The organism is Chryseobacterium sp. S0630 (genome assembly GCF_024158915.1).
Taxonomy (GTDB): domain Bacteria; phylum Bacteroidota; class Bacteroidia; order Flavobacteriales; family Weeksellaceae; genus Chryseobacterium.
The window spans coordinates 44,005-57,352 of record NZ_JAMZGF010000016.1 but is presented as its reverse complement, the minus strand read 5'-3'; the positions used below and the strand labels follow the sequence as shown (position 1 = coordinate 57,352).

Sequence of the window (13,348 nt, the reverse complement as noted above, 5' to 3'; positions counted from 1 at the left end):
TTTATCATGTGTTTGTATTTTATCCTGGTGTGAGAATTATAAAGATGAATTTTCTTTTTGTAAAAGTATATTATTCAACCATGTTTTAAAAAAATATCCTGTAGATATAAGCCGTTGAGATAATATAATAATACTACTTAAGTGTAGGCGGTAAGATATAATTATGTAGATGTTAAATTGTTGAAAAGGTGAAGTTTGGAAAATAAAAAAATCCGTTGAAATGAAATATTTCAACGGATTTATGTTGTTTGATTTTTGTTGTTAGTCTGTTTTAAAAGAATTAATGGAGATTAATATTCTTTTATTGAATTCATTGTTCTTGAATCTTTAATAGTGTTAAAATATACTTAATCCATACTGCTTCGCCAGATCTAAAATCATATGATATCCGGCCAGAGAATTTCCGTGTTGATCTAGAGCAGGGCTGAATACCCCGATTCCTATTTTTCCCGGAACACTTACTGTAATTCCTCCTCCTACACCAGATTTACTAGGCAAACCAACAGTTCTGGAATATTCCCCACTGAATTCATACATTCCGGCAGTAAGCATCTGTGATTCTACTAATTTTGCTATATCTGCGTTTTTATAGGTGGTATCTCCGTCAAATCTCACGCACTGGTTGGCAAAGAAGTATCCTATTTTTGCGAGATCTTCAGCAGTAAGTTCAATAGAGCATTGTTTGAAATAGTTGTCCAGCTGGTCTTCATTTCCTGAAATCAGTCCACTGTTTTTCATGATGTAAAACATTCCACGGTTACGGTGTCCTGTTGACTTTTCCGATTCGTAAACAGACTTATTATATTCTATTGATGGGTTTTTGGTAATGTATCTCACCATATCCAGGATTTTAAGGAATGGTTTTTCCCCATCTCCTGAGATCAGTGAAGTGGTAAGGATAGCTCCGGCATTCATCATTGGATTAAGCGGTTTTCCTGTGGTTTCAAGGTTTGAGAAATGGTTGAAGGGTTTGTCTGATCCAAAGTATCCCATTTTATCAAAAATATGAGTTTCTCCTTTTTCATTTACAGCTACCATTAAGGATATGATTTTGGAAATGCTTTGCATGGTAAATTTCTTACTTACATCACCGGTATTGAATACTTTCCCATTTTTATCAACCACTGAAAAGGCAATTGCTTTAGCATCCATTTTCCCTAGTTCAGGAATGTAATCTGCTACTTTTCCCTGAGTATAATAAGCTCTGTTTTTTTCCAGAATGGTGTTTAATGTTTTTTCTGAAAGTGTTGAGATATCTGCCGCCTTCTGTGCATAAACAATTGTATTTAAGGAAAGAAACGCTGCAGTACAGATTCCTTTAGCGGAAAATAAAAAATTTTTGTTTCTCATATAGGAGTTATTGAATATAATATTTATGATAAGCCTTGAAAAACAAAGATAAATTATTTTAATCTTGTCGGCAATTCTAATGATTATTCTTACTGATATTGATATAGGTATGGATAGGAAAAGCTTACAGGTGAAGATTGAGTTGGTGAAATACACATAGGTTTTTTAAGAATTAAGAGATAGATAAAAAGCTAGTTATTATATCTGTTTTGAATATGATTAATTTTAATATAAATTGATATTGCTTAGTAAAAAATAAACTTAATTGAATTTTGTCTATTGATTTTGGGGTTTATTGATTAAAAATTTAGGATTTTATTTGATTTAAAATGGCTTTGTGATCCCGAAATTAAAAAAAAGAGGATTTTTTTATATAATTAATATGTTGGTGAAATAACATATAAGTATGAATTTATCTATATTGTTGAAATTCAACTGTGAAATAATGTTATTTTTTCACGATTAAATGATTTTTGTATTATTATTTTTATTAATTTGACAAAAAATTAATAACACTTTTTTAATAACTATGAAAAACAACACCTATTTTGGTAGGCAGCACATCTTCAGATGGCTCCTGCTATGTTGGCTTCTGGTACCCTGGGTACTACAAGCTCAAGCTCGAATTACATGGACCGCTCAGGTCGGATGCCAGGAATTCCGTGGCGAAAAAGAAGGTCAGATCCCTGACAACGGAATCGCTTATTCCTACATCAATTCATCCCAATGTCTCCGGGTATGTGAGAAATCAACTGTAAAATACGAGATTCAGGGACCGAATGTTTCCAATGTCCAATGGACGGTTTCAGGAGGTACTGCAGCCATTTCAGGACCTGCGAATACCATAGCGAATGTAAGCTGGGGAGCAGCGGGGAACGGATCTTTACAGGCGGTTATCACCTACAATGACGGAACTGTGGAAACCCAGACCATTTGTATCGAAAAGATTAACAGACCGATTGCTAAATTCGAAATGTTAAACCTGACAGATACAGTATGTAGAAATACGACGATCTATTTTGATAATCTTTCTGAACAGAACGGTGGATCGGATATCATTAACTACTTCTGGGAATTTGGCGATGGTACAACTTCTACCGCTTTTGAGCCGTCTCATTTGTATGCTAATCCCGGAAATTATACGATCAGTCTGACGGTAACCAACAAGTGCGGCTGTCAGGATAGAATTAAAAAACAGATCAAGGTATTAAAAGCTGACCCTGTACAGATCAACTGTGCTTCCGTAGTATGTGAAGGCAGTACTGAAAAATACAATGTACAGGATGGATGCAACAAAGGACAATGGAAAGTTATCGGAGGGTCAATTGTCAACATTAACGGTAACGAAATTGAAGTGGTTTGGGATCAGGTAGATCCGTCTGACGGCTTTGGATATGTAATGTATATGTCAGAATGTGCTTGTCCTGAGTGGACGACAATTAAAATTCCTGTCGTTTTAAAAAATGCAAAAATTAAAGGACAGGAAGTGATATGTACTGGCAGACAGTATACCTATTCAATTCCTCAGTGGCCAACAACCAAAGTTAACTGGAATGTTTCTGGTCCTGCGGGAGGCCTGCTGACGAATACTCAACAGAGAAACGAAATTGTTTTCTCCGCAAATCAGCCAGGGACTTATCACCTTACAGCCAATTATTTCAATACTTTACTGACATGTGAAGGACAGGCTTCTATAGATATCGTAGTAGAGGCTCCTGTATTGGTAAGCGGAGGTGTGGATGAAATCTGTGCTGGAACAAGCCAGGGATTTACAGCTTCTCCTAACGTGCCGGTTATCTGGAAAGTAACAACGGGGACATCTACCTATACTTCCCTGCCAATGACGGGAATATTCAACTACACCTTTGCAACAGCAGGAACATATACTGTGACGGCTACCAAGCAAGGTGGAGGTTGTGAAAGTAATGGAAGAATTATTAAGGTATTACCAATTCCACAGGCACCTAACGGAACCATTTCCGGAGACACAAAAGTGTGTCCAGGAAAACCTTATGTTTACACCATCAGTACAGTGGATCCTGGAATGGTGCCGGTTTGGAGTGTTACCAACGGAACTATTCAGGGAAGTAACGCAGGGCAATCTGTTACGGTGATATTTAATGCTGGTGCTTCATCATATACAGTGTCTGCACAGAATAAATCGATCAGCAGTGCAGCATGTCTTTCAGCTCCAAAATCATTCAATGTAACGAAGCTGGATCTTAGCACAATTGTTATTAATCCAAACTCAGGACCTTTCTGTCCGAGTAGTACTCAAACTTTCAGTGCAAACCTGAACGGTATTGTTCCTGATTTTATGGAATGGTCATTTGCCAGTTCAAACTTTGGAAGTGTAGTAGGAGGACAAGGTACAGCTAATATTACGGTAAACTTCAATGAAATTTCTTCAACAAATACTACCAATCTGATCTTGAAAGTAGTAAAATGTGGAGTGACGAAAATCATCACTATGCCGGTATCTTTAATAACGCTTCCGGTAGTAAGCTTTACCAATGTTGGTGGAATTTGTTTAGGATCAAATCTTACTTTTACAGTAAATCAGGGAACTATTACTTCAGCCACAAGTGTTACTTTCACTTTTGCTGGCGGAACGTTTACGACAGCCTTTAATCCGACTGGAATTTACAGCTTCCCGAATAACGGATATATCCAGAATAATTCAGGAAACAATGTTTCACACACAGTTACTGTAACTTATGCAGGTACTAACGGATGTAACTATAGGCCTACTGCAAGTGCTAACTTTATTGTATATCCTGAAACCATTATTACAGTTTCTCCGGTATATAATATTGCAGTTTGTGATCCTACCACAATGACACCGTATACTATTACGGCTAACAGCTCTACAGGACTTACCAATATCATGTCCTGGCAGTGGTATAAAGATAATGGTATTATACCAGGTGCAACTACAAACTCGTTTACGATTTCAGGGGCAGGTGCTTTTGGAACGTATAGAGTACAGGCTGTAGATATTAACGGTTGTGTGGTTTCTTCACAGAATATTAATGTGACTCAGTCTTGTCCGAGCAGTGGAAGTTGTACAGCAAATCCTCAGATTAACTTTGTTCCGGCATGGTCTGCTTGTAACAATATTACGGTTTCTGGTTTAACATACAATGGAACTCCGGATGAAATCCAATGGTTGTCAGATCCTATGCTTACTTTGGTTTCCGGTCAGGGAACTGCTTCACCGGTATATCAGACTAATCTTGCAGGAGCACATCTTGTTTTTGTACGTCTGAGATACGGATCATGCTGGTACAGCAAAGGGGTAGAAGTGAGAAAGAATTATGAGCCTAAATTCAATATCAGTACAGTATGTAGTGGAAATGGTTACAGTGTAACACTTTTCAATACTTCTACAATATTTGAAATCAATCCGGCGTCTATTACTTACACATTCACTTCACCGGGACAGCCTACCCAAACAGGGCAGTCAGCTACTTATAATCTGGCGCCAGGGACTTATACCTTTACAATGACGGTATCTGCACCAGGGAAGCCAATATGTACCACTACGCAGACTATTACATTAGCTCCGATCCCTGATACCTCTTTCTTGGTTCCTGCCTGGTTATGTGCACGTTCGCCTATAACGTTCAGTCCAATAAATTATGTTCCCGGAAATACCTACACATGGATTTTTGATGGTACATCTTATGTTACGACAGGATCAGGTGCTACAATAACGTATAATACAGCAGGAACAAAAACAATTCAGTTGAAAATTAAAACTCCTATGGGATGTGAATATCTTTCTCCTGTAATTGGTGTTGATGTAAAAGAGGCCACTCTCGATGGAGATTTGGCGCCTCCTACACTTGTTGCTTGTATAGGAAGTGCTCCTAATATTATATTCAGCAGTACACTAGGGTCTCCTACTCAGTATATCTGGATGAATGGTTCTCAACCTGTTTCAGGAGCACCAAATTCTCCTGTATTCACACCAACACAATCTGGTAACTACTGGCCTGTGCTGGTATCATCAGACGGATGTACAACAAGTATTATGAGTACTAAAGCAATACCGGTAACGCTTAAAAATCCTCCATATGTTAACATATCGGGAACAGCGAATATCTGCGAAGGATCTTCAACAGTACTTACAGGTATTGTAACGGATAACACATTGGAATATCAGTGGAAAAAAGGAAATTCTGTGATTGTACCATGGGCTTCTTCTCCTTATCCTATTGCTATAAGTACAGGGCCATTATCTGCCGGTACTTATGTGTATACGCTGGAAGTAAGAACTCCGGGTACCTCAGGATGTACAAGCAGCAAAAGCTTTACAGTTACTGTAAATAGTCCACCGGCACCGATTTCAGTAACCTATAATATGGTAAACTGCCAGCCTTATCAGGTGATGTTAACAGCATCTGGACCGTCTGCAGGAGTTTATAACTGGAGCAACGGAATGACTGGCCAGTCTATTACAGTGAATGAAGGCGGTGCTTATCAGGTTATTTACACGGCACCAAGTGGATGTAAAGTTGTAGGTAATACACAGGTTCCATTAAGCCTTGAAAGTCTGATGTGGGTATTCCCAACAGGATGCTATGATGAATGTCTTAGAAAGAATTATGTTTTAGGACCAAAAGGAGTCTTCGATCATCATGATTGGCTGTTGTTCGGAAACAGTATTCAGAGCGGAAACAATAATTATATCTATCCGCTGTATATTAATGTTGCAGGAACCTATCAGCTGCAAATCGATCATCTGGGATGTCAGTTTACTTCCGGAACCATGAATTACTATCCAGGTAAAGAATGTGGATTCGAAACAGAATGTAAACTGGAAGCAGATATCAAAAATATGAAATGGGTTGGTGACCATTATAATGTGTATGGAGTAATCTTCAATACCGGAAGCCAGCCGATAAGTCTTACCGTTTCAAGTCTTAATGGATTTGGAATTTATCTTCCATCTATTATTACGATTCCTGCTGGTGGAGTGTATGATATGAACGCTAATCCATTGGCATTCTATCCAAACTCAGGCTTCCAGGGTACAGATGAGATTTTATTCTCTAATGAAACATGTAAGTTTACTACCAAAGCGGTAGATCCAAACTGGATGGGTATGAAAAGTGCAGAAAGAAGTGTAATAGCGACTTCAGTTTCTTCTCTGAAAATGATCCCAAATCCTGCTAAGGAAAAAGTGAAAATCTCGTATAATACGGGCAATGAAAAATTACTGGCAAAACAGGTTACAGTTTTTGACGCCATGGGCAATGTCAAATTCCGTAAGGAACTGAAAACGGCTTCCGGAGAGGCAGACGTGGATGTTACCAGCTGGCTGCAGGGTGTTTATATTGTTATCGTACAAACGGGAGACACCTCATTACAAGGAAAACTAATTAAAAATTAGTAGCTTATAAAGCAGTGTTCTCTTCGGAGAGCACTGTTTTTTTATAGGATGTGATAATTAAATGAATTTTTATGATACGATTAAAAAACAAACTTTGGGGATTACTTCTGATAGTACCAGGATTATCTTTTAGCCAGGCCTACCAATGGCAATGGGGAAAACAGGCAGGAGGATTAACAGGTTCTGCTGATCCGGGGTTTCATTATGTATTTGATGAATCTATAAGGGATATTGTAGTGGATAATAACAATAATACCTATTATCTTGCCACGATGCGTGAACAGGATCAAAACCTGAATGGAGCTTCTGTAACCAATTACGGTCTGAGTGATCTTTTTCTGTTCTCTGCAGACTGTGCAGGAAATATAAGATGGACCAGGCCAATAGGTGGTTCAGGAGATGGAGAAAATGCATGGCATATTAAAGTAGATAATAACGGAGGATTATACGTGTTGGCAACCCTTTATAACAATTCATATGTAGGAGATCCTAATGCTGTTCCTATGCACTTTGATGATACTCATACACAGCCTTTGTATACCTATTATGACCAAACGATAGAACCAGCCCATAAAGCTGCTTTTCTCCTAAAATATAATACTTCAGACGGTACATTGGCATGGAGCAAATCTTTACAGGGAGATGTTAGTTATTCCACGCGAATGTGCGATGTTCAGATGATGTATATGGATGCATCTAAAAATATTCACGCTATAATGGGATTCAGAGCAGGAACACACTTAAATGGAATGATTACGGTGCCTTCAACCTTTACATCAACTTATCAGTATTATGCCGTTAAATTCAATTATGATAATGGGAATATGACACCAGCGACTCCTTTGCTTCTTCCTGTTACAGGAGGTGCAATAAATATTGTAGGAAGAGAGGGAAAAGTGAATGTAGTATATGATGAAAGTTTGAATCGTTATTATATTGCTGGTAAAAGGATGGATCCGGGATTCAGTAATCTGGTTGATCTTTCCTATAATAATGTTCCATTTACGAAAGCGGCTTATGTATTTGCTTTTGATGGTACTACCGGAGCTGAGGTATGGAGAAAAGAACTTAATAATGGTACAACAAGTACTGATGATGAAATTCATTCTATTATAAAAGATCCGGCAACTTCAGACATTTATATTTCTGGACGTTATTTTAACGGAATAACAGTGCCTGCAACTTTCGGAACTTATACATTTCCTCTGAGAAGTTATGTGGAAGCCGTTCCGTTTGTGATGAAGATGAATGCTTCAGGTACAGTACAATGGGCAAGAACTCCGGAAGCAATGTCTGGTCTTCAGTTTGGTTATCGTTTTACCAAAGGAACAATTGCTATAAATGGAAATGAAATAGCCTTTGCTAAAGGAAGCTGGTCTGATGTCTGGGGAAGCTATGCAATGGTACGTCCTGATGGAGATCGATCAGATCCTTTATTGGTGAGACTTAACAAAGATACCGGAGAAGTCTTGGGAACAGGAGAAATCCGCAGTAACTATTATGTTATAGATGAATTTACGGCGGTTGCTGCAGATAACGATGGCAACTATGTAGTGGGAGGTTTTTTTCATGATCAATTATTTACAGACACCAATGATAACGTCAATACAATGGCGGTTAATGTAGCGGGAGGAAAATCTCAGTCTTTTTTTACAAAATTTGCTAAATCAGCGTGCAGTCAGATGTCAGTAGAAGAAACGGCTGCTCAGGCAGGAATGCAATTATATCCTAATCCGGTTCAGGATGTATTAACGATCAAAAGTAAAGAGCCTTTGGTTTCTTATGAAATTTTTGGAGCAACAGGACAACTGGTCAAGCAGGGAAATTTGAATATGATGCAGGAACAGATCGTATTATCTTCGCTTCAGACAGGAGTATATTACATTAAACTTAAAACAAAATCTTCAACAGTAACAGAAAAAATATTGAAGAAGTAAAAAAACAAAACTGAAAATTAATAACCTTATATATAAAACAGTGTTCTCCAAAAGAGGATGCTGTTTTTTTATCGTTGTCTTCTGATGGAATTGAATAACCTATTCCGTATTTTTGCACAGAATTAAGCAGTAAAACTTTTCATTTCAACCTATGAGCAATACGTTTTCTGACCATCATCAAGTAGGTGTGGTTTCTTCTTTTTCTGAACTTGTGAATACCCGTTTTCAAGGCGCTATGAATGCCATTTGCTGGCATAGAAATCTGATGGGTGACTTTAAAGAAATCGTGACAAAGCTTCAGTTGAAAGATGATATTACAGAAGTTTCCGGTGAAGATCTTTTAGCATTGGAATTATCAGAAGAGGGAAGTATGGCGAGAGAAATTATTTTAAATGACTTGCAGTTATTGACAGATTTTGGAGCATCTCCGGTTCTTAATTTGCTTAAATGTTATGAACGTGATGAAGAGCTCGGTTTTATTTCAACAGATGTATATTCCTATCATGTGGACCGTTCACCTGTAGGGACAGACACTTTTCTATGCACTTATCATGGGACGGCAAGTGATATCATAGCTAATGATCAGGTGGAACAGAAAATTTTAATTCCTGAAATCCGTGAGCAACTTAAAAAATTGCATGACGGTAATGAGGACGAATTTGAAGACTTCCTGAAAGAGTATTTCTTTGATCTCCATTATCAGCCTAAGTCCAATGCAGAACCTGTCAATTTAGGAGTTGGTCATCTTTGGAGAATCGCTGTAGATCATCCTGATCAGGAAGCTTTACCTTGTGTTCACAGAGCGCCTGTAGAAAATGACGGGGAATATCGTTTACTTTTAATTTGCTGATGATTTTTTTGAATAAAAATCAACTTGAAGCATTCTTTTACTCTTGACTTAATGCGGTTATTTTGTTTAAGTAATCTTTACTTTCAATATTCCCGATCGCAAACTCGTGTTCCAGTAGTTTAATTTTTTCTGTCCTCGTATAAGGACGGTTATAGATTGTATTCAATGTATTTTCTTCATCAGCGATAGGGTTGAAAATATCCTTAAGATCACGATAAGCCTGATAATATCTGATTCCAAGTAATCTCTGTGAATGAGCATTGAAGTGAATGCCGTCAGGATTGGAGTCAAGATCTTTTGCTGTAACAAAATAACAGTTTTCATGAGATTGGGCAAAATGTTTCAATTCACGATTAACCAAGGAATAATGGATAAAATACTGCCCCAATATTCCTTTGGGTAAAAAATCTCCCAAACCTCCAATGATGAGAGGAACTTCAGGAATATTGAGTTTCTGACGCAAAGCATTAATAATTTCAGAGAACTTTTCCTGGTATTTTTCTGCCTTTTGAGGAGAACAGTCGCTTTCACCCTGATGCCATAAAATTCCTTTAATTTCACTTGTTCGCTGGGCAAGTCTGGCTTGTGATACAGCATTTTCAAAGAGTGCACCGCCTACAGCCCAGTCATCCAGGCTGGTTCCTCCGTCAGCACAGGGAATCAATCCGATTTCATCCTGCTTATTATCCAATCTCCAGGAAGCTGCAAATGATGATGCGAGCCCTACACCTGAACTGGGACGGTCATAATTAATCGGTTCAGCCATAATCTGCCATAATCCGTTTCTCTGCATTTTAATATGTTCATCAAAAATAGGAGGGACTTCTTTAGCGTAACCACGCCCGGCCATATTGGATTGACCTATCATTAAAAAAGAATGTGTCATTATTGTTTATTTAATTGTAGGCCAATGCTTCTGCTGAATGATTTCCAGGCCAGTTTCTTTATTTCATTAGGCGCAATATCTCCGGATCTGTACGCTGTGATGGTTGCTGTGATACTATTGGTGAAAAGAATTTTTATCCAGGGTAGAGGCAACTGACTATCTATTAACTGTTCTTTCTGCAGTTTTTGCAAGGCATCGAATAAGTCGGTTCTTGCTTTTAAATATTCCTTACTGGTTTCAGTTTTGTAGGTAGGTTCAATTTCGTTGAGCTTTATTAAAAAAGCATACTTTGTTCCGCTGTCAATTCCCGCATATAATAAATTTTCAAGCTGTACCAAAGGATCAGAGGAACTGTTACAGGCTTTAATGGCAGCTTCTTCCCACGCTTCCATCATATTTTGATTACAGGCTTCCAGTAATTCGTTCCGGTTTTTAAAATACCGGTGCAATGTTCTGCGGTTGAGGCTACAGTGTACTGCAATCTCTTCAAATGTTGCCGAAAAATTCTCATTGAAGACCGCTATAGCTGTATCGATAATTTTTTGTTGGGTATTCATTATTTTTAATTAGCTCAAATTTACGATAAATGTCTCAATTTTGAGACATTTATTTTAAGAATAGGAATAAATAGAAACAGGTTTTAAAAATAATACACAGTAAATCAATTGATTGAATTTATTTTTTAAAATCCCAAGCAAGGATATGGAAATTCTGTATTTATATAGATGAGTACTCAGTAAAATATTTTTTTAATCAAAATAATTAATTCAAAATCAAAATGAAAAAAATCAATCATGTAAAATTGATATCCATGCTTGTGATCTTACTGGCTATTCCTTTTGCTCTGGCAAGCTGCAGTAATGATGATGATGCTCCAAAACCTGATCCCATAACCATCAGTTTTGATGATCTTAACGGTGAATACACAGGAAAAGCAAGTATATCTCAGGGAACTGTGAACGGAGAAACTGCGGTTACCTTTTCAGCCAAGAAAAACCTGATTTCCTATTCAGAATTTCCTATGAAAGAGATTGTGTACTCTGTAATTTCTGATCCTGCAAAAGCCAATCAAGCCTTAACAGCCATCGGAAAAATAAAATATGACCTGGATTATACAGCAGTTTTATACCAGTATAAAAAGGAAATAGAGCTTAATCTTCTTCCTAAAGAATTAACTGTTCAGATTCCTGTGGATGGGGTAAGCAAGAAGGTTGTCATAACATTCACAGCTTCAAAAAAAGGGTTGTTTACCAAACAGAACACACAGAATATGAATTTTGAACTGCTTGCAAGTAAAATAACCGTTGAAGGAACAGCGGTTAATCCTTTCAATCCTATAAAATATAATTTTCAAATGCTGAAGAAGTAGTCGCAGTAAGGAATATTATACAGATGCACTTACCCAAGTGCATCTGTTTTTATGTAACGGATTCATTACCATTTGATTTTTATTTTGGGAACTACTTTTTTTATTTCTTTGGCTACATTAGTTCCTGCTTTCCCTAATTCGTTGCTTATGTTTCTGACCACTTTTACCGCTTCATGATTTTTCCCAGGGCCGTATTGTAAATCATGAACTGTTGTATTCCATGTTTTGACAATATCATTATTAGGTCCAAACTGTCCTTTTAGGGCGTCTCCAATTTGATTTAGCCCTTTAACGATCGTGTTATTTTTTCCGAAACATCCGTTGTTACCGCCAACACCGTTTGTTAAACATTTATTTAATTCCCGGTAGGTTAATTGGCCTCCCGCACATCCTGCAAATGCATACGGCTGACCTCCGGTGCTTACTGCGCACTCAACGGCTATCTGGGCTTCTGTATTCAGATTAAGTTTACTCGCTCCATAACATACTGCAGTTCCCATGAAAGATATTTCACCACTGTTGGCCTGATCTTTAAAGCAGGAAACTAATTGCTTGAGTTCAGGATCATTTACTTTATCAGCGAAACAAAGAGGATACATTTCGTAATTGCCGCCATATTCTTTATAGCATTTCAGCATATCCTGGGTAATCTGCTTTTCTTTTGAGCCTCCTAAAATACTGAGCATACAAAGACTCTGCTCCTCCATGGTTGCCGAGTTTTTGGCACATTTATAAATTTCAAGTTCTTTCTGACCAGCCATATTCGTTACCATACAGTCCCCGAATTTCATCTGATTTAATGATCCGTCAAAATTCAAAGAATTCTTATAACAGTCTACTGCCTTTTGCTCGCTTGTCATCATCACATCTCCAAAAGGGTTTTCCTCATCCACAATTTGTGTGGGTAGCGGTCTCAATCCGTCAGCGGTTTCAATTCCTATTTGATTATCATAGATAGGCTTTGGCAGATACATAACTGGCGGCGGCGGAACAGGAATATTGGAATAGCCAACGACACGGTATCCATATCTGTAATCCAACTCTATAATATTTTTATTAAAATCCAGAAAAAAAGCCTTTTGGTAAGGAACGGCAGACGGCAAGAGTAAATAATTAATTCCGGTCTGATCATATACGGCCTGGCCGGCATTTCCCGGATTACCATCCTGAACAATCACTCCTGTATTGTACATGGTAAAAGACTGACGATAAGTAGTCAAAAACATCTGTCCGATTGGATAAACCTGCGCAAACAGGAAGGTACAGAAACTCATCAGTGAAATCAGCACACTTAAAATTGATAGTTTTTTAATAATTGTGTCCATGGTACTTTTTTTTGATAAAGTTACCATGTAGACCATTATAAGGAAATTACCCTTTTTCGCTATTTTTGATGAGGTTTTAATAAATGAAAAAACAGCCTTGAAAAGAGCTGTTTTATATTTTGAATTCAAAATTCTTGCAAGATGATAAAAGAAATTGCAGTTACAATTACTTTCCGATACAGAAGTAGTGAATCTTAATTATCAATAAATTATAAATAATAGAAGCGCTATGG

General features: G+C 37.5%; 8 protein-coding genes. 4 read left to right on the top strand and 4 right to left on the bottom strand.

Annotated features, from left to right (window positions below; genetic code table 11):
* Positions 1-336: 336 nt before the first annotated feature.
* Entirely contained in the window at positions 337-1,350 is a 1,014-nt protein-coding gene (glsA, locus tag NK356_RS09595) for a glutaminase A (RefSeq protein WP_253316855.1), read from the bottom strand.
* 529 nt (positions 1,351-1,879) lie between these two features.
* Here glsA and NK356_RS09590 point away from each other — a divergent pair.
* From NK356_RS09590 to NK356_RS09580, 3 genes are all read left to right on the top strand, one after another.
* Positions 1,880-6,748 (top strand): PKD domain-containing protein, encoded by a 4,869-nt coding sequence (locus tag NK356_RS09590; RefSeq protein ID WP_253316854.1) that lies wholly within the window; start codon positions 1,880-1,882, stop codon positions 6,746-6,748.
* 71 nt (positions 6,749-6,819) lie between these two features.
* Positions 6,820-8,685, top strand: coding sequence for a T9SS type A sorting domain-containing protein (locus tag NK356_RS09585; protein WP_253316853.1), 1,866 nt, complete (start codon positions 6,820-6,822; stop codon positions 8,683-8,685).
* Between the two features lie 151 nt (positions 8,686-8,836).
* Complete coding sequence (locus NK356_RS09580; RefSeq protein ID WP_253316852.1) at positions 8,837-9,535, top strand: DUF1826 domain-containing protein; 699 nt, start codon at positions 8,837-8,839, stop codon at positions 9,533-9,535.
* A 37-nt stretch (positions 9,536-9,572) separates the two neighbouring features.
* Here the strand turns inward: NK356_RS09580 and NK356_RS09575 are convergent, their stop codons facing one another.
* Positions 9,573-10,421, bottom strand: coding sequence for a sialate O-acetylesterase (locus NK356_RS09575; RefSeq protein WP_253316851.1), 849 nt, complete (start codon positions 10,419-10,421; stop codon positions 9,573-9,575).
* Positions 10,421-10,978 carry a TetR/AcrR family transcriptional regulator gene (locus NK356_RS09570; RefSeq protein WP_253316850.1) on the bottom strand — a complete coding sequence of 186 codons (558 nt, stop codon included), beginning with the start codon at positions 10,976-10,978 and terminating at the stop codon, positions 10,421-10,423. Before NK356_RS09570 ends, NK356_RS09575 begins: the two co-directional genes overlap by 1 nt.
* 221 nt (positions 10,979-11,199) lie before the next feature.
* Here NK356_RS09570 and NK356_RS09565 point away from each other — a divergent pair, with 221 nt between their 5' ends.
* Entirely contained in the window at positions 11,200-11,790 is a 591-nt protein-coding gene (locus NK356_RS09565) for a DUF4840 domain-containing protein (RefSeq protein WP_253316849.1), read from the top strand.
* Positions 11,791-11,855: 65 nt separating this feature from the next.
* Here NK356_RS09565 and NK356_RS09560 read toward each other — a convergent pair whose 3' ends face one another.
* Positions 11,856-13,115: a hypothetical protein gene (locus NK356_RS09560; protein ID WP_253316848.1), complete on the bottom strand. Its 1,260-nt coding sequence runs from the start codon at positions 13,113-13,115 to the stop codon at positions 11,856-11,858.
* Positions 13,116-13,348 lie beyond the last annotated feature (233 nt).